Annotated in this window: 22 protein-coding genes and 1 tRNA gene; 6 read left to right on the top strand and 17 right to left on the bottom strand. The window is 62.9% G+C overall.

Annotated elements, in window-relative coordinates; translation table 11 throughout:
* Window positions 1-89: 89 nt before the first annotated feature.
* The 9 genes from CK215_RS03735 to CK215_RS03695 all read right to left on the bottom strand — a co-directional run bounded on the left by CK215_RS03735 (window position 90) and on the right by CK215_RS03695 (window position 9,440).
* Window positions 90-1,001 carry an agmatinase gene (locus CK215_RS03735; protein WP_095830104.1) on the bottom strand — a complete coding sequence of 304 codons (912 nt, stop codon included), beginning with the start codon at window positions 999-1,001 and terminating at the stop codon, window positions 90-92.
* 138 nt (window positions 1,002-1,139) lie between these two features.
* Window positions 1,140-1,748 carry a chloramphenicol phosphotransferase gene (locus tag CK215_RS03730; RefSeq protein WP_095830103.1) on the bottom strand — a complete coding sequence of 203 codons (609 nt, stop codon included), beginning with the start codon at window positions 1,746-1,748 and terminating at the stop codon, window positions 1,140-1,142.
* A 66-nt stretch (window positions 1,749-1,814) separates the two neighbouring features.
* Entirely contained in the window at window positions 1,815-2,636 is an 822-nt protein-coding gene (locus CK215_RS03725; protein WP_095830102.1) for an MBL fold metallo-hydrolase, read from the bottom strand.
* A gap of 1 nt (window position 2,637) precedes the next feature.
* The gene (locus CK215_RS03720) at window positions 2,638-3,432 is read right to left on the bottom strand and encodes a TatD family hydrolase (RefSeq protein ID WP_095830101.1); all 795 of its coding nucleotides are present in this window, start codon (window positions 3,430-3,432) and stop codon (window positions 2,638-2,640) included.
* Entirely contained in the window at window positions 3,432-4,979 is a 1,548-nt protein-coding gene (gene metG / locus CK215_RS03715) for a methionine--tRNA ligase (protein ID WP_095780484.1), read from the bottom strand. Before metG ends, CK215_RS03720 begins: the two co-directional genes overlap by 1 nt.
* A 134-nt stretch (window positions 4,980-5,113) precedes the next feature.
* Complete coding sequence (locus CK215_RS03710; RefSeq protein ID WP_095830100.1) at window positions 5,114-6,166, bottom strand: DNA polymerase III subunit delta'; 1,053 nt, start codon at window positions 6,164-6,166, stop codon at window positions 5,114-5,116.
* Complete coding sequence (gene tmk / locus CK215_RS03705; protein ID WP_095827683.1) at window positions 6,163-6,837, bottom strand: dTMP kinase; 675 nt, start codon at window positions 6,835-6,837, stop codon at window positions 6,163-6,165. The genes CK215_RS03710 and tmk overlap by 4 nt, the downstream gene beginning before the upstream one ends.
* Window positions 6,838-6,909: 72 nt before the next feature.
* On the bottom strand, window positions 6,910-8,088 hold the full coding sequence (locus tag CK215_RS03700; protein WP_095827684.1) for a D-alanyl-D-alanine carboxypeptidase family protein: 1,179 nt from the start codon (window positions 8,086-8,088) through the stop codon (window positions 6,910-6,912).
* An 83-nt stretch (window positions 8,089-8,171) separates the two neighbouring features.
* A complete protein-coding gene (locus CK215_RS03695) occupies window positions 8,172-9,440 on the bottom strand; it encodes a septal ring lytic transglycosylase RlpA family protein (RefSeq protein ID WP_095830099.1) in 1,269 nt (422 codons plus the stop codon).
* 791 nt (window positions 9,441-10,231) lie between these two features.
* Between CK215_RS03695 and CK215_RS03690 the strand changes: the two genes are divergently transcribed.
* The 5 genes from CK215_RS03690 (at window position 10,232) to rimO (ending at window position 15,333) form a co-directional block, all read left to right on the top strand.
* Window positions 10,232-10,321: transfer RNA gene (locus CK215_RS03690), tRNA-Ser, on the top strand.
* A gap of 157 nt (window positions 10,322-10,478) precedes the next feature.
* Window positions 10,479-10,877, top strand: coding sequence for a hypothetical protein (locus CK215_RS03685; RefSeq protein ID WP_066989784.1), 399 nt, complete (start codon window positions 10,479-10,481; stop codon window positions 10,875-10,877).
* A 1,659-nt stretch (window positions 10,878-12,536) separates the two neighbouring features.
* Entirely contained in the window at window positions 12,537-12,944 is a 408-nt protein-coding gene (locus CK215_RS03680) for a DUF930 domain-containing protein (protein ID WP_066989790.1), read from the top strand.
* 276 nt (window positions 12,945-13,220) lie between these two features.
* On the top strand, window positions 13,221-13,880 hold the full coding sequence (locus tag CK215_RS03675) for a TerC family protein (RefSeq protein ID WP_066989793.1): 660 nt from the start codon (window positions 13,221-13,223) through the stop codon (window positions 13,878-13,880).
* 139 nt (window positions 13,881-14,019) lie between these two features.
* Window positions 14,020-15,333, top strand: a complete 1,314-nt coding sequence (gene rimO, locus CK215_RS03670; RefSeq protein ID WP_095830192.1) for a 30S ribosomal protein S12 methylthiotransferase RimO — start codon at window positions 14,020-14,022, stop codon at window positions 15,331-15,333.
* Between the two features lie 69 nt (window positions 15,334-15,402).
* Here the strand turns inward: rimO and CK215_RS03665 are convergent, their stop codons facing one another.
* From CK215_RS03665 to CK215_RS03630, 8 genes are all read right to left on the bottom strand, one after another.
* Window positions 15,403-16,470, bottom strand: a complete 1,068-nt coding sequence (locus CK215_RS03665; protein ID WP_095830098.1) for a BMP family ABC transporter substrate-binding protein — start codon at window positions 16,468-16,470, stop codon at window positions 15,403-15,405.
* A 51-nt stretch (window positions 16,471-16,521) separates the two neighbouring features.
* Window positions 16,522-17,442 carry an ABC transporter permease gene (locus CK215_RS03660; protein ID WP_095777673.1) on the bottom strand — a complete coding sequence of 307 codons (921 nt, stop codon included), beginning with the start codon at window positions 17,440-17,442 and terminating at the stop codon, window positions 16,522-16,524.
* Entirely contained in the window at window positions 17,442-18,554 is a 1,113-nt protein-coding gene (locus CK215_RS03655; protein WP_095830097.1) for an ABC transporter permease, read from the bottom strand. Before CK215_RS03655 ends, CK215_RS03660 begins: the two co-directional genes overlap by 1 nt.
* Window positions 18,551-20,128, bottom strand: coding sequence for an ABC transporter ATP-binding protein (locus CK215_RS03650; protein WP_170950210.1), 1,578 nt, complete (start codon window positions 20,126-20,128; stop codon window positions 18,551-18,553). The genes CK215_RS03655 and CK215_RS03650 overlap by 4 nt, the downstream gene beginning before the upstream one ends.
* A 214-nt stretch (window positions 20,129-20,342) precedes the next feature.
* Window positions 20,343-21,320, bottom strand: a complete 978-nt coding sequence (locus CK215_RS03645) for a quinone oxidoreductase (RefSeq protein ID WP_095830096.1) — start codon at window positions 21,318-21,320, stop codon at window positions 20,343-20,345.
* A gap of 41 nt (window positions 21,321-21,361) precedes the next feature.
* Window positions 21,362-22,180 carry a phosphatidylcholine synthase gene (pcsA, locus tag CK215_RS03640; protein WP_095830190.1) on the bottom strand — a complete coding sequence of 273 codons (819 nt, stop codon included), beginning with the start codon at window positions 22,178-22,180 and terminating at the stop codon, window positions 21,362-21,364.
* On the bottom strand, window positions 22,177-22,791 hold the full coding sequence (locus tag CK215_RS03635; RefSeq protein WP_095830095.1) for a DUF1326 domain-containing protein: 615 nt from the start codon (window positions 22,789-22,791) through the stop codon (window positions 22,177-22,179). The genes pcsA and CK215_RS03635 overlap by 4 nt, the downstream gene beginning before the upstream one ends.
* Window positions 22,792-22,802: 11 nt before the next feature.
* Window positions 22,803-23,690 carry a DUF2182 domain-containing protein gene (locus CK215_RS03630; RefSeq protein WP_095830094.1) on the bottom strand — a complete coding sequence of 296 codons (888 nt, stop codon included), beginning with the start codon at window positions 23,688-23,690 and terminating at the stop codon, window positions 22,803-22,805.
* Window positions 23,691-23,788: 98 nt separating this feature from the next.
* Here CK215_RS03630 and CK215_RS03625 point away from each other — a divergent pair, with 98 nt between their 5' ends.
* Entirely contained in the window at window positions 23,789-25,000 is a 1,212-nt protein-coding gene (locus CK215_RS03625) for a UbiH/UbiF family hydroxylase (protein WP_170950209.1), read from the top strand.
* Window positions 25,001-25,003: the final 3 nt, after the last annotated feature.

Here is a 25,003-nt window from a genome sequence, read left to right as displayed (position 1 = left end):
TCCCACGGGGTAGGGAGGTCGCTGCATGCCCTCGAAGCGACATCGGGCGGCCATAACCGGGAATCTCGTCGGGGCTTCAGGCATCTGAGTTAAACCTGCCGGACGACAGTGCCGATGACATTGACGAGAAGCCGGGCTGCAGTCAGTGCCGACAGGCCGTCAAGGTCGGCAGGCGGATAGAATTCGACCAGATCAAATCCTGCGATCCTGGCCCGCTTGCCGAGGCCGGCGATCAGGTCGATCGCCTGGGTGTAGGTGAGGCCGCCTGGCGTGCGCGCCGCCACGCCCGGCATGATGCTGGGATCGAGGCCGTCGCAGTCGAAGGTCACGACGACGCGCGCGCCGTCCGGAATGTGGCTGAGAGCTGCGTCGACGCCCTGGGCATGAAGCTCGCGGGCAGTCACAAAGCGGCTGCCATAGCGTCGCGCCGCTTCGATTTCAGCCAGGCGTGCGCTGCCGACGCTGCGCAGGCCGACTTGCACGAGGCCGGCGATATGCGGCATCTCGCTCGCCCGGCGCATCGGGCTCGAATAGCCGTAGCGTTCGCCATCGACCTCGTCGCGCCAGTCGATATGCGCGTCGATCTGCAGGATCCAGACCGGTCCGTGACCGGCAAAGCCGGCGAGAAAGGGAATGACCACGGAATCGTCACCGCCGAGCAGGATCGGCACGGCCGACGCGGTCAGGACCTCGCGCGTCTTCGCCTCGATCCGCGCCCGGTTTCCCTCATTGTCATGCATGACGGTCAAGATATTGCCGGCATCGACGCAGCAGACCGGCTTGCCGTCGAACAATGGACCGCCGAGATCGAAATCCCAATGCTCGACCAGCGGCGCATCGTCCTGGCTCGCAGCGCGGATGGCGTCGGCGGCCAGAACATAGCCGCTGCTGTCCTTTCCCGGATAGGTGCTGCCATGACCGGCACCGTAGATCACCATGCGAGGCGCGCAGCCTCCGGCGAGGCAATCGGGAAAGCCAAGAAAGGAAGATGAAGAGGTCATTGTTCAATAGTCCGAATGTGAGCGCTCGCGGCGAGGGGCACGTCGATAGGATCGCTTTATCGCCTCTACGTGATCCATATCAGAAAGTCGCATAAGATAGATTATGGAACTGCCATATCCAGCACGAAGCTGGTTTTGCTACGGTCCTCCTGGGCTTCCCATCCGCGCTTCAAAGGCGTCAACGAGGTCCTTGATGTGTTCGTGAATCCTTGTAGCCGCCTCCGCCGCGCTGATCGCTGTTACGTCGATCGTCAGGCTGTTCGGGTGCTTCGGGTCAAGGACAGCGACTGTCCGGCTGCGGCGGCGCGCCGCTTCCGGATCGATAGACTTGAGACGGTCACGTCGAGTTGGCGACATCACGCGACGAACCAGTTCGGCCTCTTCGCAAAGCAAGCGCACAGGCACGAAGTGAGCGCCTCGTCGATCCGACGCATCTTTCATCTGCTGGTAGGACGCGAGGCTCCTCGCGTCTCCTTGGATGCCGGAGTTCGTGAAGATGAAGTTGGCGGCGGGAGGACAAAGTGTTGCCACGGTGTCCAACACAGCCTGGCGGACCTTGGCGGTCTGCTCCCAGACGGCATCAGGCAATGTGCGGCGACCGTCATCGGCAAGCAGCGCCAATATAGGATTGTTGATCCAGTGATTGTCGATGACCTGGCCGGAAAGTGCCGTTACGAGTTCCCGTGCGATCGTCAGCTTGCCGACGCCAGGGAAACCGAGCAGCAGAACAAACACATTCCGAACCATCGATCAGTTTCCGAAGCACCAAAGAGAATCGGATTGACGACTAAGCGCCAAAGTGAACAGGCGTCTTTATCGCTCTGATTCACAAGGAATTTCGATCGTCATGCCGTCATAGGCCGGCACCACGTGGTCCGGCGTCTCGGCCATCACGGCGGCATAGTCCAGCGGCACATGCATATGCGTCAGCACCGCGTTTTTCGGCGAGAGCTTCTCGATCCAGCCCAGTGCCTCGGCAAGCGACAGATGGCTCGGATGGCTGTTGTACTGCAGCGCGTCGATAACCAGCACGTCAAGGTCGTCAAGGCGTCCCGCGGTGGCAGCTGGAAAGTCGCTGATATCGGGGCAATAGGCGATCCCGCCAATGCGGAAACCGAGCGAAATGATGTCGCCATGGATCTGCGGCAGCGGCTCAAGGGTGAGGGGACCCCCCTCGCCTTCGATCACCACCGGCCTGGCATGGTCTATGAGATGCGGCCTGACGATCGGTGGATAGGAACTGCCCGGGGGCGTCTCGAAGCAGTAGCCGAACGCCTGGCGCAGCCGCAGCATGGTCGGCTGGTCGGCATGAATATCGATACGACGGCGTTGCTCGAGCACGAAGCCGCGCAGATCGTCGATGCCGTGAATGTGGTCGGCATGCGGATGGGTATAGACCACCGCGTCGATGTGTTTGACCGAAGCGAGCAGCATCTGGGCGCGGAAATCCGGTCCGGTGTCGATGACGACGGTGGTGCGGCCGCTTTTCCCTGCGATCCGCTCGACAAGAGCAGCCGTGCGCATGCGGCGGTTCTTCGGATTGGCCGGATCGCAATTGCCCCAGTCGCCGGTGATGCGCGGCGTACCGGGCGACGAGCCGCAGCCGAGAATGGTGAGGCGCAGCTGGTCGCCCATGTCAGGCCGCCGTCACGTCCGGTCGCGGCATCTTGGTAAACAGCCGGAAGACATTCTCGGTGGTGATGTCGGCGATCTCCGCCTCGCTGACGCCGATGGTCTCGGCCAGCACCTTCGCCGTATTCGCGACATAGGCGGGCTCATTGCGTTTTCCCCGATGCGGGATTGGCGCAAGATAAGGCGCGTCGGTCTCGACCAGCAGCCGTTCGCGCGGCACATCTGCGGCAATCGCGCGCAACTCGGTCGAGTTCTTGAAGGTCAGGATGCCTGAGAAGGAGACATAGCCGCCCAGCGCCACGCCGACTTCCGCCAACCGACGCCCGGACGAAAAACAATGCAGGATGAAGGGGAAAGCGCCCTTCCCTGTCTCCTCCTCGAGAATCGCCGCCATGTCGCCGTCGGCGTCGCGCGAATGGATGACCAGCGGCAGGCCGGTCCGGCGCGCGGCGGCGATGTGAGTGCGGAAGCCTTGCGCCTGTGCCTCGCGCGGCGCGCGGTCGTAGAAATAGTCCAGGCCGGCTTCGCCGATCGCCACCACCTTGGGATGGTTGGAAAGCCGTACCAGCTCCTCTGCGGTCGCATCGAGCTCTTCCGCCGCATTGTGCGGATGAGTACCAACTGAGCAATAGACCTCACTAAAAGCTTCAGCAATTTCAAGGATTTGATGAAAACGCTTCACGCGCGTTGAGATCGTCACCATGCGGCCGATCCCGGCTGCGAGAGCGCGGGCGACGATAGCCGCCCGCTCCTCGGCAAAATCCGGAAAATCGAGATGGCAGTGACTGTCGACAAGCATCAGGCTTTGGTGTCCTGCTCGACGTAGCGGGGAAACACGCCCTCAGGCACCGGCAGCGCCGTGCCGGGCACCAGCGCATGGTCTGCGTGGACATGCGCGAAATTGCGCTTGTCCGCCGGCACAGCCAGCAGGTCGAGCAGCCTCGCCGCCGATCCGGGAATGAAGGGCTGGCAAAGCACCGTCACGCGCCGGACAAGCTCGGCCGTCGTCCACAGCACCGTCTCCATGCGCTCCGGATCGGTTTTGCGCAGCGCCCAGGGCTCCTGCGACGCGAAGTAGCGGTCGGCGTCGGCCACCACGCCGAAGATCGCCGCCAGCGCCAGATGGATGCCCTGCTCCGCCATCGCTCTGCGTGCCACCGCAAGCGCCTCCACCGCCTGGTCGAGGATCGCCGCGTCGGCTTCGGTGAGCTCGCCGCGCTTCGGCACCGCCCCGCCGCAGTTCTTTGCGATCATCGACAGCGAACGCTGCGCCAGATTGCCGAGGCCGTTGGCGAGATCGGCATTGGTGCGGTTGACGATCGCTTCGTGACTGTAGCTGCCGTCCTGCCCGAACGGCACCTCGCGCAGGAAGAAATAGCGTACCTGGTCGAGGCCGTAATGCTCGATCATGGCGAACGGATCGACGACATTGCCGACCGATTTGGACATCTTCTCGCCGCGGTTGAACAGGAAGCCGTGGGCGAAGACGCGCTTCGGCAATTCGATGCCGGCCGACATCAGGAAGGCCGGCCAGTAGACCGCGTGGAAGCGCACGATGTCCTTGCCGATGATATGCGTCGCCGGCCAGTAGTGCCATTGCTCGGATTTGGTGTCGGGATAGCCAGCGGCCGTGATGTAGTTGGTCAATGCGTCGACCCAGACATACATCACATGCTTGTCGTTGCCCGGTACAGGCACGCCCCATTTGAACGTGGTGCGCGAGATCGACAGGTCCTTCAAGCCGGACTTGACGAAGCTGATCACTTCGTTGCGGCGCTCCGCTGGACCGATGAAGTCTGGCCGGCTCTCATAAAGTGCCAGCAATTTGTCCTGATAGGCGGATAGCCGGAAGAAATAGCTTTCCTCCTCGTTCCATTCAACCGGCGAGCCAAGCGGCTCGCGGCGTACGCCGTCGTCGCCGAGCGTGGTTTCGCTTTCGTCGAAATAGGCTTCCTGGCGGACCGAATACCAGCCGCTGTAGCGATCAAGATAGATGTCGCCATTGGCTGCCATCGCCTTCCAGATCGCTTGGCAGGATGCGTAGTGACGTTGTTCGGTCGTGCGGATGAATTCGTCGTTTGAGCCGCCGACTGTCTCGGTCATCGAGCGGAAGATTGCCGAATTGCGGTCGGCGAGCGTTATCGGCGCGATGCCTTCCTTTTCGGCCGTCTGCTGCATCTTGAGGCCGTGCTCGTCGGTGCCCGTGAGGAAGAACACATCCTTGCCGTCGAGACGCTGGAAGCGGGCCAGCGCGTCGCTGGCGATGACCGTATAGGCATGGCCGATATGTGGCTTGCCATTCGGATAGAAAATCGGCGTGGTCAGATAGGATTTTTCGCGTGACATGAATGAACCGTCATGAAGGTCTGAATGTGAGTTGTGGCGGTGGATAAACTATCGGCATGGCGATTGCCATCCCGATGCATGCCGCCCAAAAGTGGTGCCCGATTTCGGGGCAGCGGCATGCACCAAGAAAACCGTCACATTCGCATCACAGAATTCAGGCGGTCGATCATGGTCAGGGCGTGCTGCTTCTTGTCGAGATTGTAGGTCTCTGCCTCAGATATCGTGTTCACGGCCTCGTGCCAAGCGTCGGACAGCGTTTTGGCCCTGGCGAGGTTGCCGGTCAAAGCCGCTTCGCTGGCGGCGGCCGACAGCAGATCGAGCGCGCGGCGGTTGAAGATATCGAACTGGATCGCCTGGTCGCGGCCGGCAACGGCTTCGGCAAGCCGATGGGCAGCGGCAATGTCCGGCTTTTGCGCCGCCAACAGCGCGTCGAGCGCGCCGGCGATTTCCAGCCCGCCATACTGGGTAAGCAGGATCGCATTGCGCGCGCTGCCCCCTGCCCGCTCGGCCAAAGCCGCGCGCGCGGCCGGATCGACCGGCGGCGGCTCGATGCCCTCCAGCACAGCCATCAAGTCGTCCGGCGCAAGCGGCGTCAGCCGCACCATCTGACACCGCGACCGGATCGTCGGCAACAGACTGCCCGGCGCATGGACGATGAGGATGAACAGGGTGCGCGCCGGAGGCTCCTCAAGATTCTTGAGCAAGGCATTGGCGGCATTGGTGTTCATGTCGTCGGCCGGATCGACGATGACGACGCGGTAGCTGCCGTCATGCGAGGTCATCGACAGGAAGCGGCTGACCTTGCGTATCTCGTCGACCGTCAGCACGGTCTTGAAGCTTTTGGTCTTGTCGTTGGCCGGACGGGTGAGATGCAGCACCGAAGGATGCGCGCCGGTAGCGATCTGGCGAAACAGCGACGAGGCCGGATCTGGCACGGCAAGCGCTTCGGGCGCAGACGCAAAATCGGGATGTCTGAGAAGGTGATGCGCCAGGTGGAAGGCAAGCGTGGCCTTGCCGATGCCGTGCGGCCCGGCGAGGATCAGCGCATGCGGCAGCTTGCCGGCGCGGTAAGCGCTGGCAAGCATGCCCGCCGTCTGCGCGTGGCCGATCAGTCGCGACGTTTCCGACGGCTCGGGAACGCCGTCAAGCGTGTCGTGCTGTTCGGGGGCGATGCGTTCGAAGATCATGCCGGCGCCGTCTGCTTCCTTTGCACCGGCATCCGCTTTTCCAGCACCGCGAACACGGCCGCGGTGACGACGTTTTCCACCGTTTCGGGATCGGCCGACGCATCGATCACAATGCAGCGGTCCGGCTCCGCCTCGGCGATCGCCAGGAAAGCCTCCCGCCGGCGCTGGTGGATGGCCAAAGTCTCCTTCTCGAAGCGATCGGCGCTGTCGCCGGCGCCACGCCGTGCCGCCGCGCGCCTGAGACCTTCGGCCGGATCGATGTCGAAGATCAGCGTCATGTCGGGGACCATGCCGTTGATGGCGACCGCCTCCAGCGCTTGCATGAAATCCGGATCGAGCCCGCCGGTGACGCCCTGATAGACGCGCGAGGAATCGATGAAACGGTCGCAAAGCACGATCGTGCCGCGCTCGACCGCCGGCCGGATCACCTGCTCGACATGGTCGGAGCGTGCGGCGGCGAAGAGGATCGCCTCCATCTTCGGGCCGAAGGGCTCGGCGGCGCCGGACAAAAGCACATGTCTCACCGCCTCGGCGCCCGGCGAGCCGCCTGGCTCGCGTGTCACCAGAACCTCGTATTTCTTGGCGCGCATGCGCCGTGCCAGCCGCTCGATCTGCGTCGACTTGCCGGCTCCTTCGCCGCCTTCGAAGGTGATGAAAAATCCGCTCGCCAATCGTGAATGCCTTCGCCCGTGCTGGCCGCTGTCATAGCTCCCGTCCGGCAAAAGGTCCACGAGCCTGCCCGATCACAAATGTTTCTGACGCAGCCAGCCGACGGCCAGTTCCTTGGCGGCGTCAAGCGCACGCTGCGGCAGCGTCCCGACCTTCACCGCCTCGGCGGCGAAAAGCGGCGTTCGCTGGCTGAGCGTGTCGCCTATCCAAACGCGCAGCTCCCCGACCGGTTGCCCCTGCTCCACCGGCGCCGCCACCGGGCCGTCATAGACAATCCTGGCGGTCAGCTTGTCGCGGTTGGTTATCGGCAGAAAGATGTCCACCGGGCCCTTGGCTTTCAAGGCCACGCCGGATTTGGCGCCGCCGAACACTTCGGCTTCGCCCACGACCTCGTCCTTGGCGAAGATCTCCGTCTTCTGGAAGGAGCGCGACCCCCAGTCTAGCAGCTTGCGCGCCTCCTCGGAGCGTTCCCGGTCGCTCGCCAGACCGCTCAGCGCCGCGATCACCCGAATGCCGTTGTGGCTGACCGTGCCGACAATGCCGAAGCCGGCGGACTCGCTCGCCCCGGCCACGAAGCCGTCGGCATCGATGCCCATGGCCAAAAGCGGATTGCGGTTCCGCTGGGAGATCTTGTTCCAGGTGAAGTCGGGCTGGCCGTAGTAGTGGAAGAACTCGGGATAGTCGCGCCAGATGTGCAGTGCCAGCATCGTGAGCTCCCGCACTGTCGTCTGCTGGCCATCTGCCGGCAGCCCGGTCGAATTGACGAAGGTCGATTTCGAGAGACCAAGCTCGCGGGCACGCTCCGTCATCTGCGCGGCGAAATTCGCCTCCGAGCCTGCCATGCCTTCGGCAAGCACGATGCAGCCGTCATTGGCGGCCTGCACGGTCACGCCCTGGATCAGATCCTCGACACGGACCGCCGATTTGAGCTTGGCAAACATCGTCGAGGTGCCCGACGGCGCGCCGCCGGTGCGCCAGGCGTTTTCGCTGACCACGAAAGTATCGTCGAGCGTGATCCGCTTCGATTTGATGGCGTTGAAGACCACCTCCATCGTCATCAGCTTGGCCATCGAAGCCGGCGGGATCGGCTTGTCGGCATCCTTGGCGAAAAGCACCGTGCCGGTGTCGGCGTCGATCATGAAGGCCTGGGCCGCCTTGGTCTCGAAAAGCTGCGCACCGGCCGGGGCTGCCCAAAGCAGTATCAGCGCCAGGCCTAGTAATCCGGCGAAAGGCTGAAAGATGCGGAACTGCATGAAAAATCGACCCACTTAGCCGTGCTGGCGTCGACAAGCTATCAGGGTTCTTTCCGCTGGATCAACGGCGGGCGCGAAATTGATCAGTTTCGCACAACCAATGCGTCCGGCGCGCCGTGCGACCAGGCCGCCTGCAGCAGGTCGTCGATGCTGCCATGGCCATCCGGATAGACGTTGACCGCGTACCAGTCGTTGCCGTCAAGCTCGGTGCGCTGGATTTCAGTCCTGCCGAACGGCTCGAGCGCCGCCGCCACGCGGTTTGCCTGCGCCGCATTGTCAAAGGAGCCGGCGGCCACATAATCGGAGGCCGGCGCCTGTTCCTGGCCGTTCGACTTCTTCCACGACTGGAGGATGTCGGCCGGCGACATGCCGCTGCCGTCGAGGACGGCAAAGACGTCGGCGTGATTGACGCGCTCACCCGCGTAGGACAGCGACGCCATGGCAAAGGGCGAGTTCGGCGGCAGCCTGAACTGCGGCCGCTCCGGCACGATCGGCCCGAAATCCGGCAGCACGACTTCGCTGGCGCCCTGCGCCTGCCCTGACATCGCCGGTTGCGCGGCAAGCTGCTCCGACAGACCGGACTGCGTGCCAAAAGCCTGCCCAGAACTGGTCAGCTGGCCGGGGAACGGCACGGCCGCTGGAGGTGCATCGCTCATCGACAGGCTGGGCGACGGGCCGTTCATGGCCACCATCACGCCCGTCGGCAGGCCGTCGGACGGATCGGGCCGCCTGCCGCCGGGACGGTAGGAAGCCATCAGATACTGGTCGTCATTGCCGTCGAGCGGCGCCCGGCCGACATATTCGACCTTCACCCTTGCCGTGCCGACCTTGCCATAGTCGAGCATTTGCGCGGCACGTTCCGAGACGTCGATGATGCGGCCCTCATGGTATGGGCCGCGGTCGTTGACGCGCACGATGATCGAACTGCCAGTCTCGAGATTGGTGACGCGGGCATAGCTCGGCAGCGGCATGGTCGGGTGCGCCGCCGTCAGTTGCATCGTGTCATAGACTTCGCCGTTGGCGGTCAGCCGGCCGTGGAAGGCATCGCCATACCAGGAAGCCAGGCCAACCTTGGCATATTTCTTATCCTCCTTGGGATAGTACCACTTGCCGCGCACCTGGTACGGCTTGCCGAGTTGGTCGCGGCCGCCGCCGCGCCGCATGAAGGCAACGCGCGGGCTCGCCTTCACGCCATATTCGGATTCGGCGAAATACTCCTTGGAACGCGGCCGCTTGTCGACCATGCCTTTCGGTTGCGGCGTCGACGTACAGCCGGCAAGCAGCACCGCCGAGAGGGCGCACAGCACGAAGGCAGGAGCGCGACGAAGACGCGGGCGCGCCGAAGTCTGCATGTTTTCGATTGTCCCCTACAGTCTCGCCGCCATCAATCGGAGCCAAGCGCCCCCGAATGCCCACCTTGATCCCCAATCTCTTTGTGCACAGGAAATGTTTATTACGATGTTAATCGATTATGGCCGGAACCGGGCGAGATTATGGCGGGGAAACAACTGCCACCGAGAGTGAGCCTTGCGTGGATGAGCGCCGGATGGAGGGGCAGCTTTTTGGAGGGGGACTTCCATTTCCAACCGGCGCTCACAGCGCTGGAATTGCCCGCGCCAACCAGGAGTTTAGCATGGGCGTCCGCAAGGCCTGCCTAGATCGAACGGATGAACTCGGCTCATCCATATGAGCAGTGGTTTCACGGATCAGTTGGGAGACGCTTTCGCGCCTAGCCGGAGGCGTTGCCGTCGGACTGGACAAGAAGACGCCCACCACGTTTTCCGTAGCGGGCGCTAGTTCGGGAGGAAGTGAGAGACGCTTGCGGTCTGGGTCGTCCCCTTGCCCGCTAAGGACGGTACGCCTCGTTTGGCTGGATAATAAGCGCGCCAGGGTTGAGCCGCCGCATATTCTGGTTGCGTGACATTTTCGCCACAGACATAAAAGCGCCCGGCCAACCAGGCAGCCGGGCAATGCATCGTCTGTCCCGACCGCAGGAAGGCACGTCGCGGTGGTTGACGCAGCCCTGACCGCCGCACTACAGCAATGAAGCGCTAACCGGTCGCAAATGCCTCGGCGTCAATTTGGCGCCGACCATTGAAAATTGACCGATAGCGACGATCGTAAGTGGTTGAAAGACCATGATGGAGGGATGGCCGAGCGGTTTAAGGCACCGGTCTTGAAAACCGGCGTGGGCGCAAGCTCACCGTGGGTTCGAATCCCACTCCCTCCGCCACATTCCCAACCCCATCGGCATATCATCTCCTGCGCGGCGACCGTTTCGCTGTGGACGGCCATCTGCGCCAATCCTGCTTTGCGTTATTGGTCCGGCGAGCCTTGGGTGCGTCCCGTGCCCATCCGATTGTCCTGCAAGATCCTGCCGAAGGAACGAGATGCCTGTTTTCGCGTTGTGCGCCATGTCTCTCGAAGACCACATCAGTATGGCGCAGCGTCATGTTCGACATGGCGAGCGGCACATCGCGCGTCAGCACGAGCGGATTGCCCGCTTGAGAACCAACAGGCTGCCGACAGTAGATGCGTTGAGGTTCCTGAGCCTGTTGGAAGAGGTGCACGCTTTGCAGCGGGAGCACCTGTCCCGACTGCTGTCGAAATCGGCCGGATCCAAAGCAGTCTCGGAGCTTTCGGCGAAGACGCAGGTGGCAAAGGGCGAGAGAGACGCGATTTCCATTCCGGACCCCATCGTCCGGCTCGCGCTGGAACTGGAACAAGAGCTTAACAACGTCAAATTGAAGTGGCTGACCGCCAAGCCTCCGAAGGGCAAGCTTCACTAGTTGGCTACGGCAGGTTGGCGGCTCTGTGGTGTCCTTTGATGCGCTGAGGCCCCTCTAGGCTACTTTGGCATCATCTTCTTGATATGTACTGGCCATATCAGCACAAGCGTATATTTATCGGCAGCCGGTGCTGTGCCTCGCCCCCGAGTCCACCGGTCAGGCCCGGCGTTTGCTGGCCTACCCCGCCAGCCTGCCGGGCCGCCCGGCGTCAGGCACATGGCGTCGAAGGTTTCTTGTCCGGTGGAGAACACCAGAAGCCGCTCGAATCCAGGAGCGCACCAGACTCATGACCTCACGGTCGGCGGCTTGCGCCCCTCAGCCGCACGTTGCCGGGCGGAGGCGGACACACCGCTGGCGGACAGCCGACACAAAGCGGCGGTACGCCGGCAAAATTCTATTAGCTTTAACTAATTGTAGACCCGCGCTGTCCTATTCTGGGACAGCGCGGGTAGCGCCCACTCCCGCGCCGGCGGCTCCGGCAGGCCCAGCACCCCCCGCCCTCTGTCGGGGCCGCCACCTGACTTTGCTTTATACCAGCAATGGTTGAATCAACCGTTACCACACGTGCCTACCAACGAGCTTTCGTGATCGCTAAATTTTGATGGATCGGAGGAATTCACATCTCACCAGAACTGATCTAGTCTTGCAGGTCGAAGAAATCGCGGGTGGCAACCTATGGAAGCGATGTTCGATGACCTTGCGGCTGCTGTCAGGCAGCCCCGAGCAGATATTTATACGGCTGTGTGCGCGTTCGCCCTGGACTTCGCCAGCAAGGTCTTTTTGGGGGTCGCCGTGGGGGTTGGCATCGGTATCGGACTAGCTATCGCGCGCTAAGTTACAAGAAAAGTGCCGGCGGCTGCTCAAAGTCTGCGTTGCTCGCCCTTGCGATCCGCTTGCTGTAGCATACCGCGATCGGTGTAGGGTCACCCACTATATTGGCAATAGCCTCCAATCTGACGCGAACTTACCATTGGACGTTTTCGGGCGCCGTGGGGAGTTCCAATGCGCATGATTCTTGCTCTGGCCGCGCTCACGGCCTGTTTCTCCGTATGGGATCATCTTGCAAACCACGGAACTTATAGCGCTACCCTGCAGCGAAACATTTTTGGTAAAGTGCTTTCGGGCTAACGGCCTTCCCACGGGGGCCGGTTTCCATCGTCAGGCACGTCGACACAGTTTTTATGTTCGCTTGCTCAGTTAAATGCTCTGCGCCCTTTCGCGTTAATCCAAGCAGCAGTCGGCCCGACAATTCCGCCGGAAGGTCGAAAAATACATCATAGACCATCCATTGGTCACACGGATCCGGTAAGCAGGTAAACCTCATCGCTGACGGTTCTTCGTTTTAGTATTCCCACGCAAATCTGTTCGGCGGCTGAGCCTGCGAAACCGGGCAGGATTGTGCTCCAGCACTTTCAAGGAACAATACTGCCGCCGGACAAGGAGAAAAAGAGGCTCTACAGTCCCTGCTGTATACGACCCAAGTCTGACAGGCTGCTTGACAGTTCTTCGGCAGCGGAGATCGTTTCATCGCGGAACCCCCGGAACAATGGCAGTGGCCCAGTCGCCGACGCCCGAGATTGGCCTGAGCCCAAGGCTGGCCCGGCCGGGCCGGCACCCATGTCACAAGCGCGTGCGTTTGGTTGATTTCTCAGACAGAATATGCTGCTTGTCGCGCCCATGAAAAAGCTCTGCCTGATGGTTCTGGCGCCTCTGGCGCTGGCCTGGCCGGCCAAGGCGATGGACAACGCACTTCGTGCCGGCCTGCTGAAACTCGATCCGCAGACTCGTCTCGAACAGCGTTGCGACGCCGAGGTGCTCGACCGGATCAGCCACGACGATCGCAAATTCAAGGCCGACCGTGTGGTGGCCTATGCCTTCGCCACGCCCCAGATGAGCGCCGACGCGATCAGGAGCCCCGGCGCCGCCTTTCGCAGCAAGGGTCAATGGTTCCGGCTGAAGTTCAAGTGCCAGACCGCGCCCGACCACATGCAGGTGCTGCAGTTGCTCTACAAGATCGGTGACGAGATCCCGGAAACCGACTGGGCAAAATACAACCTTTACGATTGACCGACTGCCGCGGTCGGCTGCGCGCAAGCCGGCCTTTCGAGTGCAAACTCATTTGAACCCAATGGAACCAGACGAGCGGCAACCGCTTGTTTCGTGAGTTCTCTTGACGTGCAGGAACCATGCACGTAGAGCAATTCCAGGAAAAGCGCGCAGCTGTTTTTCCCGCTGGAATTGCGTGAAAACAAAGACTTAGAACGCGATCGCATCAAACGATGAATCGCTCCGGCGTTAGAACATTCGAAGATCGACATTCCGCAAACAGGAAGGCTCCAGACGATGGATATTTTCAGCGCCGCAAGCCTGACTGCCCTTGTCCAGGTCATCGCGATCGACCTGGTGCTTGCGGGCGACAATGCCATCGTCATTGGACTGGCGGCCGCCGGCCTGCCGACGGAGCAGCGCAAAAAAGCCATTCTGATCGGCGTGGTGGCAGCGACGGTGCTGCGCATCCTGTTCGCGGCGGTTACCGTCAAGCTGCTTGCCATCGTCGGACTGTTGCTCGCCGGTGGCATCCTGCTGTTATGGGTATGCTGGAAGATGTATCGCGAGCTTCGCACCTCCCATGCCGACGAGCACGAGGCGACGGAGGCGCTCGCCAATTCCGATCTCGACAGCGACAAGGCGGTTGCTGGCAAGGCGCCGCGCAAGACGCTTGGGCAGGCGGCGCTGCAGATCGTCGTCGCAGACGTGTCGATGTCGCTGGACAACGTGCTGGCCGTCGCCGGCGCCGCGCGTGATCATTTCTGGGTGCTGATCGTCGGCCTCGTGCTGTCGATCGGCTTGATGGGCCTTGCCGCCAGCTTCATTGCGCGGCTGCTGCACCGTTACCGTTGGATTGCCTATATCGGCCTGCTGATCATCCTCTATGTCGCGCTCGACATGGTCTACAGGGGCGCGATGGAAATCTGGCCGCATGTCAACAACGCGGTGAGCTGACTGCCGCCACCTGACGCGGGCTTTGGCCGGCCACTGATCTGGCCTCGCATTGCGTTTTGCCGCAACAAGGACCAGCCCATACCAATGCCGCAATTAGTGTGGTATGGCGCCGCCGATCCCGAAAAACCTGGAAAAGCTTATGTCTGCCCCTCGTGTCAGTTTCGTCAGCCTTGGATGCCCGAAGGCGCTCGTCGATTCCGAGCGCATCATCACGCGGCTCCGCGCTGAAGGCTACGAGATCGCCCGCAAGCACGATGGCGCCGACCTCGTTGTCGTCAACACATGCGGCTTTCTCGACTCCGCGCGCGACGAGTCGCTCGACGCGATCGGCTCCGCCCTTTCCGAAAACGGTCGCGTCATCGTCACCGGCTGCCTCGGCGCCGAGCCGGAGGTCATTCGCGAGAAGCATCCCAATGTGCTGGCGGTCACCGGCCCGCAGGCCTATGAGAGCGTGATGGCGGCGGTGCATGAGGCGGCTCCCCCCAGCCATGATCCCTACATCGATCTTCTGCCGCCGCAGGGCGTGAAGCTGACGCCGCGGCATTACGCCTATCTGAAGATTTCCGAAGGCTGCAACAATCGCTGCACCTTCTGCATCATCCCGGCGCTGCGCGGCGACCTCGTCTCGCGCCCGGCGGCCGACGTGTTGCGCGAGGCCGAAAAGCTCGCCAAGGCCGGCGTCAAGGAGATCCTCGTCATCTCGCAGGACACCAGCGCCTATGGCATCGACATCAAATACCAGACGAGCATGTTCGGCGACCGCGAGGTGCGAGCGAAGTTCCTCGACCTTGCAGAGGAGCTCGGCAAGCTCGGCATCTGGGTTCGCATGCACTATGTGTACCCCTACCCGCATGTTGCCGACGTCATTCCGCTGATGGCCGAGGGAAAGATCCTTCCCTATCTGGACATCCCCTTCCAGCACGCCTCGCCGCAGGTGCTGAAGAACATGCGCCGTCCCGCTCATGGCGAAAAGACGCTGGAGCGGATCCGCGGTTGGCGCGAGGTCTGCCCGGATCTCGCCATCCGCTCCACCTTCATCGTCGGTTTCCCCGGCGAGACGGAAGACGACTTCCAGATGCTGCTCGACTGGCTGGACGAGGCGAAGATCGATCGCGCCGGCTGCTTCAAATATGAGCCGGTCAAGGGCGCGCGCTCCAACGACCTCGGCCTGGAACAAGTGCCGCACGAGATCAAGGAAGCCCGCTGGCACCGCTTCATGCAGCGCCAGCAAAAGATCTCGGCGACGCAACTGGCCAGGAAGGTCGGCAAGCGGCTGCCGGTGCTGATTGACGAGGCGCATGGCACCTCGGCCAAGGGCCGCACCAAATATGACGCCCCCGAGATCGACGGCTCCGTGCATATCCAGTCGCGCCGGCCGCTGCGCGCCGGCGAGATCGTCACGGTCAAGGTCGAGCGCGCCGACGCCTACGATCTCTACGGCTCGGCCGTTTGACAAGCGGATTGGCTGAAAATGAAAGGGCGCCGGTGGGGCGCCCTTTTTGTTTTGATGCCACGCTGCTGTTTACTGCGGCAGCTTGTCGTCGATGCCCTTGACGTAAAAATTCATGCCGAGCAGCGTGGCGTCGTCGGCGACCTCGCCATCCTTCAGCCAGGGCGAGCCGTCCTGCTTCGCCACCGGGCCGGTGAAGGGGTTCCAGCCGTCGGCGATCTTCTTGGTGGTCGCCTCCGCCATTGCCTTCACGTCGTCAGGCATGTTGGTGAAGGGCGCGAGCTTGACGGCGCCATCCTTGATGCCAAGCCACACATTGTCCGGCTTCCAGGTGCCGTCGAGGGCAGCCTGCACGCGGCTGATGTAATACGGGCCCCACTCGTCGGTGAGCGAGGTCAGCTGCGCGTTCGGCGCGAATTTGATCATGTCCGACGACTGGCCGAACCCATGCAGCTTCCGCTCCTCGGCGACCTGCAGGGGGGCGGTCGAGTCGGTGTGCTGGACGATGATGTCGGCGCCCTGGTCGAACAGCGCCTTGGCGGCGTCGGCTTCCTTGCCCGGATCGAACCAGGTATTGACCCACACGATCTTGACCTTGAAGTCCGGATTGACCGACTGCGCGCCGAGCATGAAGGAGTTGATGCCCATCACCACTTCCGGGATCGGGAAGGAGACGATGTAGCCGGCAAGACCCTTCTTCGATTCCTTGGCCGCGATTTGGCCGAGCACATAGCGGCCTTCATAGAAGCGCGCGTTGTAAATGCCGAGATTGTCGCCGGTCTTGTAGCCGGTTGCGTGCTCGAACATCACCTTCGGGAACTTCTTGGCGACCTTAACCTCGGCGTCCATGAAGCCGAACGATGTGCCGAAGATGATCTTGCATTTCTCCCGCGCCAGGCGCTCAAAGGCGCGGTCGGCGTCCGGGCCTTCCGAGACGTTCTCGAGATAGGCGGTCTCGACCTTGTCGCCGAGCGCTTTCTCCACCTCGAGGCGACCCTGGTCGTGCTGATAGGAATAGCCGAAGTCGCCGATCGGCCCCGTGTAAACCCAGCAGGCCTTCAGCTTGTCGGCCGCCTCGGCGGTTGCCGCCAGCGACAGGGCCGCGGCCGTGGTCATCAGCGCAATAAGCAGTTTCTTCATCGTGTTACCTCTCTGAGTTAAGCCTTGGAGCTTCCCGTCTTTTTGTTGTCGTCAACGATCCGGAACAAATGGCTGCCCCAACGAAGCCGGCGTGTTCATCATCGTCAGCCGCTTGTTCCGCGAGATTAGAACGAGAACCACGATGGTTGCCAGATAGGGCAGCGAAGAAAGAAACTGCGAGGGCACAGGAATGCCAAAAGCCTGTGCATGAAGCTGGCCGATCCACACCGCGCCGAAGATGTAAGCGCCGGCCAGCACCCGCCACGGACGCCAGGACGCAAAGACCACCAGCGCCAGCGCGATCCAGCCGCGTCCCGCGCTCATGTTCTCGACCCATTGCGGCGTGTAGACGAGCGACAGGTGGCCGCCGGCAAGCCCGGCGCAAGCGCCGCCGAAGATCACGGCGAGGTAACGGTAGCGGATGACCTTGATGCCGAGCGCATGCGCCGACACGTGGCTGTCGCCGATCGAGCGCAGCGTCAGGCCAGTGCGCGTCCTGAACAGAAACCACATCACGGCGGCGGTGAGCCCGATCGAGACGTAGAACAACGGATCCTGGCCGAAGATCAGCTTGCCGACGACCGGTATCGAGCTCAGGCCGGGGATGTCGAGGTTCGGCAGCCTGACGCCAGGCTGGCCGACGAAGCTGGTGCCGATCATGCCGGAGAGGCCAAGCCCGAGCAGCGTAAGCGACAGGCCGGTCGCCACCTGGTTGGTCGCCAGGGAAAGCGTCATGACGGCGAAGAGCAGCGAAAACAGCGCGCCGACGACGATTGCGGCAAGCAGCCCGATCCAGGGAGATCCGGTAAGATAGCCCGCGCCGAAGCCGCCGACGGCGCCCATGATCATCATGCCCTCGACGCCGAGGTTGAGCACGCCGGAGCGTTCCACCACCAGCTCGCCGATCGCCGCGATCAAGAGCGGCGTCGCCGCGGTCGCGATGGTCAAAAGGATGTTGACGGTGATGTCCATCAGCGTGCCTCCTCCAGCTTGGGCGCGGCCTCGAGTTGTGGCGCGGCAAAGCCGATCAGACGAATGCGATAATGAATGAGCGTGTCGCAGCCGAGCACGAAGAACAAAAGCATGCCCTGGAACACGCGCGCCACCTTGTCGGAGATGCCGAGCGCGCTCTGCACCGCCTCTCCGCCGAGATAGGTCAGCGCCAGCACCAGGCCTGCCGCGACGATGCCGAGCGGATTGAGCCGTCCGAGGAAGGCGACGATGATGGCGGTGAAGCCATAGCCGGGCGAGATCACCGGCTGTAGCTGGCCGATGGCGCCCGAGACTTCCGAGATACCGGCAAGGCCAGCCAATGCGCCGGACAGCAGGAAAGTAAAGAAGACCATCTTGCTGAAGCCGAAGCCGGCGAAGCGACCTGCCCTCGGGCTCGAGCCCAGCACGCGGACCTCGAAACCTTTCAGCATGCGGCTCATCATCAGCCAGACCGTGACCGCGGCGACCAGCGCGAAGACGAAGCCCCAATTGGCGCGGCCGGCATCCGGCATCAATTCCGGCAGGACGGCCGAGTCGCCGAACTGGATGGTCTGCGGGAAGCCATGGCCCTGCGGGTCGCGCCACGGTCCGCGCACCAGCCAGTCGAGGAAGAGCTGCGCCACATAGACCAGCATCAGGCTGGTCAGGATCTCGTTGGTGCTGAAGCGGGTTTTCAGCAGCGCCGGGATGGCCGCATAGAGGGCGCCGCCGACCATGCCGAGCAAGAGCATCAGCGGCAGCACCAGCGGACCTTCGAATTCGGGGAACAGCACCGGGATGATCGAGCCGAAAATGCCGCCCAGAATGAACTGGCCTTCGGCGCCGATGTTCCAGATGTTGGCCTTGTAGCAAACCGACAGGCCGACGGCGATCAGGATCAGCGGCGCCGCCTTGATGGCCAGTTCATGCAGCTGCCAGATCTCGCTGATCGGCTGAACAAAGTAGACATTGAAGGCATTGAGCGGATTGACGCCGAGCAACGCGAACATGATGGCGCCGGCAATGATCGTCAGCGCGAAGGCGATGAAGGGCGAGAGCACCGAAAACAGCGCCGAGCGCTGCGGGCGTTTGACCAGTTCGAGGCGCATCATGCCGTCTCCATGCTGTGTTCGGCGTGGCCGGGCTCGGCGCCGCCCATCAACAGGCCAATCCTCTCGAAGGTGGCTTCGGCGATCGGCAGCGGCGCGGACAATTCGCCGTTGTGCATGACCGCGATCGCGTCCGACAGCTCGAACAATTCGTCGAGGTCCTGGCTGATGACGAGAACCGCCGAGCCGCTGCGGGCAAGCTCGATCAGCGCCTGGCGGATATGGGCGGCGGCACCGGCGTCGACGCCCCAGGTCGGCTGGTTGACGACCATCACGCTCGGCTTGCGGTCGAGCTCGCGGCCGACGATGAACTTCTGCAGATTGCCGCCGGACAGCGCCGCAGCCTCCGGATCGGGAGCGCTCTTGCGCACGTCCATCGCGGCAATGATGCGCTGGGCGGCGCTGTAGACGGAAGCGTTCCTGACCATGCCGCCGGAGCCGACGAAGGACTTGCCGTCGGTGGCATGGCGCGACAGCAAAAGGTTCTCCGACAGCTTCATCCGCGGCGCCGCGCCGTGACCGAGCCGTTCCTCCGGCACGAAGGCGGCGCCCATCAGCCGCCGGCCGGTGATCGACACGCCGCCCGCATCCTTGCCGCGGATGCGCACGGAACCGGGATCCTGCTGCAGCACCTCGCCGGAGACCGATTCGAAAAACTCGCCCTGGCCGTTGCCGGCGACACCGGCGATGCCGATCACCTCGCCGGCGCGTACCGAAAGATTGATGTTCTTGAGCGGAATGGCGAACGGCGTCGCCGGCTTGCGGGTAAGCCCGCGGATCTCCAGCAATGCCGGCGCGGTCTCGATGCCTTTGGCTGGCGCGCGCACCACTGCCTTGACCTCATTGCCGACCATCATGCGGGCTAGCGACGCGGCCGTCTCCTGGCGCGGGTTGCAGTGGCCGACGACCTTGCCGTGGCGCAGCACCGTGGCGCGATCGCAGATGCGTTTGACCTCTTCCAGCCGGTGCGAGATGTAAAGGATCGACTTGCCTTCAGCGCGAAGCCGCTCCAGCGTTTCGAACAGCTTGTCGGCTTCCTGAGGCGTCAGCACCGAAGTCGGCTCGTCGAGGATGATGAGTTGGGGCTTCTGCAAGAGGCAACGGATGATCTCGATGCGCTGGCGCTCGCCAACGGAAAGATCGCCGACCAGCGATTCCGGATCGAGCGGCAGGCCGTAGCTGTAGGAGAGCGCCCGCGCCTTCGCGGCAATCGCGCTGATCGGCGAGCCGTCGTTCAGCGAAAGCGCGATGTTCTCGGCCGCCGTCAGCGCTTCGAATAGCGAGAAATGCTGGAAGACCATGCCGATGCCGAGCTTCTTGGCGAGGCCGGGGCTGGTGATCCTGACGGCCTGACCGTTCCAGAAAATTTCACCCGAATTCGGTTCCAGCGAGCCGAACAGCATCTTCACCAGCGTCGACTTGCCGGCGCCGTTCTCGCCGAGCAGGGCGTGGATCTCGCCCTTCGCGATGTTGAGGTCGATATGGTTGCACGCCGTCAGCGTGCCGAAAATCTTCGTAAGGCCACGAACCTCCAGCAGGTTCGCCCTGTCATGATTTGCACTCACAGTGCCTCCCATCCAGTTACCCGGATATGTTCTGTGTTCCCGCTGGTATCGTATGCGCGGCCGGCTTCGGTCGGAAAGCGGCACGCAACTTGAAAGAGCTTCAAGAATTCCAGCGGAAACTCAAGGGGTAAGATAGGCCTGTTCAGGGCAAGAGGGAAACCAGTAAGCTTTTCGGGGAACCATTGCCTCGAGGCGCGGCAAGGCGCTGAAAAACAAGGCAGCCGGCTTAGGGGATGAGGATGGTGGTGCCCGTCGTCTTGCGGCCCTCGAGATCGGACTGCGCTTGTGCCGCGTCCTTCAGCGCGTAGCGCTGGTTGATCTTGATCTCGACGGCGCCGCTCAGCACTACCTCGAACAGCGCTTGCGCCGAGGCCACAAGGTGCTCGCGTTTGGCGTTGTAGACGAAGAGCGTCGGGCGGGTCGCATAGAGCGAGCCTTTCTGCGCCAGAAGCGACATCGGGAAAGGCGGGATCGGCCCGGACGACTGGCCGAAGCTGACAAACATGCCAAGCGGCCTCAGGCAGTCGAGCGAAGCGGGAAAAGTGTCGTTGCCGACGGAATCATAGACGGCGTCGCACTTTTTGCCGCCGGTGATGGCGGCGACGCCGGCGACGAAATCCTGCTCCTTGTAATTGATGACATGGTCGAAGCCATGCGCCTTGGCGAGCTCGACCTTGTCTGCGGAGCTCGCCGTGCCGATCACCGTCGCGCCGAGATGCTTTGCCCATTGGCCCAGGATCAGGCCGACACCGCCGGCCGCGGCATGGTAGAGGATCGTGTCGCCCGCCTTCACCTTATAGGTGCGGCGCAGCAGATATTCGGCCGTCATGCCTTTCAGCATCATGGCCGCCGCCTGCTCGTCGCTGATGCCGTCCGGCACCTTGACCACGCGGTCGGCGGCGATCACGCGTTCTTCCGAATAGGCGCCGACATTGACGGCATAGGCGATGCGATCACCGGGCCTCAGCCAGTCGACGCCGACGCCAACGGCCAGCACCACACCCGCCGCCTCGCCGCCCGGAATCAGCGGAAACCCGCCCGGCGGCGGGTAGAGGCCCGAGCGATGGTAGACGTCGATGAAGTTGAGGCCGATCGCGGTATGCCTGATCAGAATCTGCCCGGCGCCCGGCTGGCCGGGATCTGCATCCTCATAGGTCAGGACCTCGGGGCCGCCATGGGCGTGAATGCGGATCGCTTTGGACATTGCTCAACTTTCTCGGAAAAGGACGGAAGCTGGATATCGAGTCAGGATTTCCTGGCGCCAAGATTGGGGAACATCTGCATGATGCCCCCGATGCAGGCGAGATAGAGCCCGGTAACCGTAATGCCGGCCTTGGTGAAGATGCTGACCTGCTCGCTCAGAACCCCGATCTTGTCATAGAACGAGGCAAGTGCGGCCTGTGCCAATGCAAGCGCGCCGAAGGCGCACCATAACAGCGTCATGCCGAGATTGATCGGCCTGAGCCGCACCACCCGTACCGGGTGGATGAAGTTGATCGGCAGGAAGGTGAGAATACCGGCGACCACGACCACGGCGAAGGAAACCCACTGCCCCGGCTCGATGACAAAGAGCGTGAACACCACCATGTTCCAGACGACCGGGAACCCCTTGAAGAAGTTCTCCTTCGTCTTCATGCCGGTGTCGGCGTAGTAGATCGCGCTGGAGACGACGATGATCGCCGCCGACAGGAACGACAGGTTCTCGCCCATCAAGCCGCGCTGGTAGAGCGCGAAGGCCGGAATAAGCACGTAGGTCACGTAGTCGATGATGTTATCGAGGAGCTCGCCCGACCATGTCGGCAGGATCTCCTTGACTTCGATCTTCCTGGCGATCGGGCCGTCGATGCCGTCGACGAAGAGCGCCAGCCCTAGCCACCAGAACATTGCCGTCCAACGTCCCTCGCTCGCCGCCACCAGCGAGAGGAAGGCGAGGAACGAGCCGGACGCAGTCAGCAGGTGCACGGAAAAAGCCCGCGCCTGCGGCCACGTCACTTTCTTCTTCGGCCGCGGAATCCGCTCCGCGATTTTCTTGGCCGCATTCCGGGCCGCTGTGTTCTTGCTCACGGGCCTCGCCAATCCAGCTTGCATATCTCGGCCGAACGGCCGGCGAAATTCCAATTGCGGCCGAAGGCGCGCATCTTGCTCTTGTCGGACTTCGCCACGATGATTTCCGGTGCGATCCAGTATTCGGAATTGGTAATGACGGTGTCCTTCTCGCCGTCCTTGCCGGGTATCGGCGTCACCGCGCCGTCGATAATCCGCGGTATCTGGAAAACGCGCGTCCTGTCACGCGTCTCATAGGTGATCGGCACCTGTTCCACGCCAAGGAAGTTTCCAACAAGAATCGACAGCAGCGAAGTGGTCCCGCCCGCCTTGCCGGTGAAGATTTTTGTCAGGGCTTTCACGGCATAGATGGAGGCGCGCTTGTCGATGAACAGGCCGGCGCTCCAGTTGCCGCGGCTCATATAGCCCGGGATTTCCATGACCAGACCAAGATTAAGGCCGGAAAGATCGACCTCGCCGAAGTGGCCGGCGTCGATGCGGAACCCGGCCCACGTCTGGCAAAAGCCTTCGGTCGGCGGATGGCTGCCGAGCGACAGAACGCAGGGGCAGAAAACCGTGCAATTGCAGGAGAGTACCAGCTCTCCCTTCATCGCCCAGCTCTGATCGGCCATCGAATTCTCCCTCACGCGGAAACTAATAGCAGGGCGGCGGCCCACACAAGCAGTATCGCACCGGAAACCTGGCTGGCCACCCTGCCCGCGGTCTGTTTTTCGATCAAAGCGAACAGGCTGATCAGCGCCATCCAGAAGATGTTCATCGCGCCCACGGCGAACATGACCAGCATCAGCGCCCAGCAACAGCCGAGACACCAGACGCCCTGCTCCACTCCCAGGCGAAAGACACGCCCCGGCTTCGCGCTCCAGTTGGCAAACAGGATCGAGAACGGGTTGCGGCATCTCTTGAGGCACGCCTGCTTCAAGCCGCTGAACTGATAGAGGCCGGCGATCGCCAAGGCGACGGCCCCGGCAATCCCGACGACGGGATCGAGCACCTGTCCCGCGGCGGCAAAGCCATAGACCGTGAGCGTCAGCGCGGCGAAGGCCACTGAGGCGGCAAGCCAGGTCGCGAGGTATCCCATCACCAGAACCAGCGGATGGACGACGGGCTCGCCCTTGATCCGGGCGGTATCGGCAATCTCGCAATAGGTGCGGATCATCGGCGCCGCCGAGGGCAGCATCGTCGCCACCGCCATTATGAACCACATCAGGACGAGCGCCGACGCCGCCAACGAGCCTGAAAGCGGCGCCGGCGCAAGGCACAAAGCGAAGAAACGGTCGAGGAAATCCGGCAGCGGCAATGGCGGCAGGTTCTTCAGCAGCGCATCGCCCGGAGCGCCGCCGGCAACGCGGCTTTCGGCGCCGCGAATAGCCATGGCAGCGAGGATCCACCAGGCAAGCACGACGCCCGCACCGATAGTGAGCATCACGGCAAGGCGGGGGCTGCGCGCCAGTCCCGCCGTGGCGCGGCCGGCGCGGTCGAGATGGCGGAAATCGTGCTCCTGGGCGCTCATGCCAATCGAATGGGCCGAATCGCCGCGTTGATCAAGTCCGCCGATCTGCCCTATACCGCATGCAGGCCGACGGGCCGCCATCAACATGGAAGCCTGGTGTGGAGCAGAGTGACAAAGCCCGAATATTGATCGCCGGCAGCGGCCCGGCCGGCCTGATCGCGGCACTCGGCTTTGCCGAGGCAGGCTTTGCCGTGACGTTGGCTGGCCCCGAGGCCGCCGGCGGCGATGGCCGCACCACCGCCCTTATGAACCCTGCTCTCAAGGTGCTCGACCACCTGGGCGTGCTGGACGAACTCAGACCGCAGGCGGCGCCGCTGAAAATGATGCGCATCGTCGACGCAACGCGCCGGCTGATCCGCAGCCCGACCGTCACCTTCCGCGCCAGCGAAATCGGCGAGGAGCAGTTCGGGCTCAACCTGCCGAACAAAATCCTGATCCCGGTGCTTGCCAAGAAGGTCGCCGCAAATCCCGGCATCGAGTGGCGAAAGTCGATGGTCGATGCCTGGCGGCTCGACGCCGACCACGCACATGCGAGCCTCGCCGATGGCAGTGAGGTCTCGGCATCGCTGGCGGTTGCCGCCGACGGGCGCCTGTCGCCGGCGCGCGAGGCCGCCGGCATCAAAGCCTCCGCCCGACCCTATCCTCAGTCGGCGCTCGTTCTCAATTTCAGCCATCGCAGCGAGCATGGCTTCATCTCGACCGAATTCCATACCGAGACCGGGCCGTTCACGCAGGTGCCGCTGCCGGGCAAGCGCTCCAGTCTCGTCTGGGTGGTGAAGCCGGAAACGGCACAGGAACTGGCCGCGCTCGACGATGCCACGCTGTCTGTTCGGGTCGAAGAGCAAATGCAGTCCATGCTCGGCCGGGTCTCGGTCGAGCCCGGCCGCCAAGTCTACCCGCTTTCGGCGGCCTCGCCCGGTCGGTTCGCGCAAAACCGTGTGGCGCTTGTCGGCGAGGCTGCTCATGTCTTCCCGCCGATCGGGGCACAAGGCCTCAATCTCGGCATCAGGGATATCGACGATCTAATTGGAATCGCCAGCGAAAATCGCGACGATCCCGGGTCGAGGCTGAGCCTTGCCGCCTACGACACGCGGCGCCGTCCGGACATCCTGGCGCGCAGCAGTGCGGTGAACTTGCTCAACATGTCGCTGCTGTCCGACATGCTCACGGCGCAGCTTGCGCGCAGCGCCGGCCTCAACGTGCTGGGCAGCTTCGCGCCGCTGCGCGCCTTCTTCATGCGCGAAGGCCTGCGGCCGGGAAGCGGTTTTCGGGCGCTCGCCGGCGGCTTCAGGAAACAGGCCGCGCGCTGAGGC

The sequence above is a fragment of the Mesorhizobium sp. WSM3864 genome, assembly GCF_002294955.1.
GTDB lineage: Bacteria > Pseudomonadota > Alphaproteobacteria > Rhizobiales > Rhizobiaceae > Mesorhizobium.
Note: the sequence above shows the minus strand (reverse complement) of the source record. Positions and strands in the feature narration are given on the sequence as shown.

Excerpts from the sequence above, each read along its gene's own strand:
- CK215_RS03650 (WP_170950210.1), bottom strand. The coding sequence starts at position 20,128 with ATGGGAGGCACTGTGAGTGCAAATCATGACAGGGCGAACCTGCTGGAG.
- CK215_RS03725 (WP_095830102.1), bottom strand. The coding sequence starts at position 2,636 with ATGGGCGACCAGCTGCGCCTCACCATTCTCGGCTGCGGCTCGTCGCCC.
- CK215_RS03655 (WP_095830097.1), bottom strand. The coding sequence starts at position 18,554 with ATGATGCGCCTCGAACTGGTCAAACGCCCGCAGCGCTCGGCGCTGTTT.
- CK215_RS03675 (WP_066989793.1), top strand. The coding sequence starts at position 13,221 with ATGGATATTTTCAGCGCCGCAAGCCTGACTGCCCTTGTCCAGGTCATC.
- CK215_RS03700 (WP_095827684.1), bottom strand. The coding sequence starts at position 8,088 with ATGCAGTTCCGCATCTTTCAGCCTTTCGCCGGATTACTAGGCCTGGCG.
- CK215_RS03645 (WP_095830096.1), bottom strand. The coding sequence starts at position 21,320 with ATGTCCAAAGCGATCCGCATTCACGCCCATGGCGGCCCCGAGGTCCTG.
- CK215_RS03730 (WP_095830103.1), bottom strand. The coding sequence starts at position 1,748 with ATGGTTCGGAATGTGTTTGTTCTGCTGCTCGGTTTCCCTGGCGTCGGC.
- CK215_RS03680 (WP_066989790.1), top strand. The coding sequence starts at position 12,537 with ATGCTGCTTGTCGCGCCCATGAAAAAGCTCTGCCTGATGGTTCTGGCG.
- CK215_RS03685 (WP_066989784.1), top strand. The coding sequence starts at position 10,479 with ATGCCTGTTTTCGCGTTGTGCGCCATGTCTCTCGAAGACCACATCAGT.
- CK215_RS03695 (WP_095830099.1), bottom strand. The coding sequence starts at position 9,440 with ATGCAGACTTCGGCGCGCCCGCGTCTTCGTCGCGCTCCTGCCTTCGTG.
- CK215_RS03660 (WP_095777673.1), bottom strand. The coding sequence starts at position 17,442 with ATGGACATCACCGTCAACATCCTTTTGACCATCGCGACCGCGGCGACG.
- CK215_RS03665 (WP_095830098.1), bottom strand. The coding sequence starts at position 16,470 with ATGAAGAAACTGCTTATTGCGCTGATGACCACGGCCGCGGCCCTGTCG.
- metG (WP_095780484.1), bottom strand. The coding sequence starts at position 4,979 with ATGTCACGCGAAAAATCCTATCTGACCACGCCGATTTTCTATCCGAAT.
- CK215_RS03630 (WP_095830094.1), bottom strand. The coding sequence starts at position 23,690 with ATGAGCGCCCAGGAGCACGATTTCCGCCATCTCGACCGCGCCGGCCGC.
- CK215_RS03720 (WP_095830101.1), bottom strand. The coding sequence starts at position 3,432 with ATGCTTGTCGACAGTCACTGCCATCTCGATTTTCCGGATTTTGCCGAG.
- CK215_RS03635 (WP_095830095.1), bottom strand. The coding sequence starts at position 22,791 with ATGGCCGATCAGAGCTGGGCGATGAAGGGAGAGCTGGTACTCTCCTGC.
- CK215_RS03735 (WP_095830104.1), bottom strand. The coding sequence starts at position 1,001 with ATGACCTCTTCATCTTCCTTTCTTGGCTTTCCCGATTGCCTCGCCGGA.
- rimO (WP_095830192.1), top strand. The coding sequence starts at position 14,020 with ATGTCTGCCCCTCGTGTCAGTTTCGTCAGCCTTGGATGCCCGAAGGCG.
- CK215_RS03710 (WP_095830100.1), bottom strand. The coding sequence starts at position 6,166 with ATGATCTTCGAACGCATCGCCCCCGAACAGCACGACACGCTTGACGGC.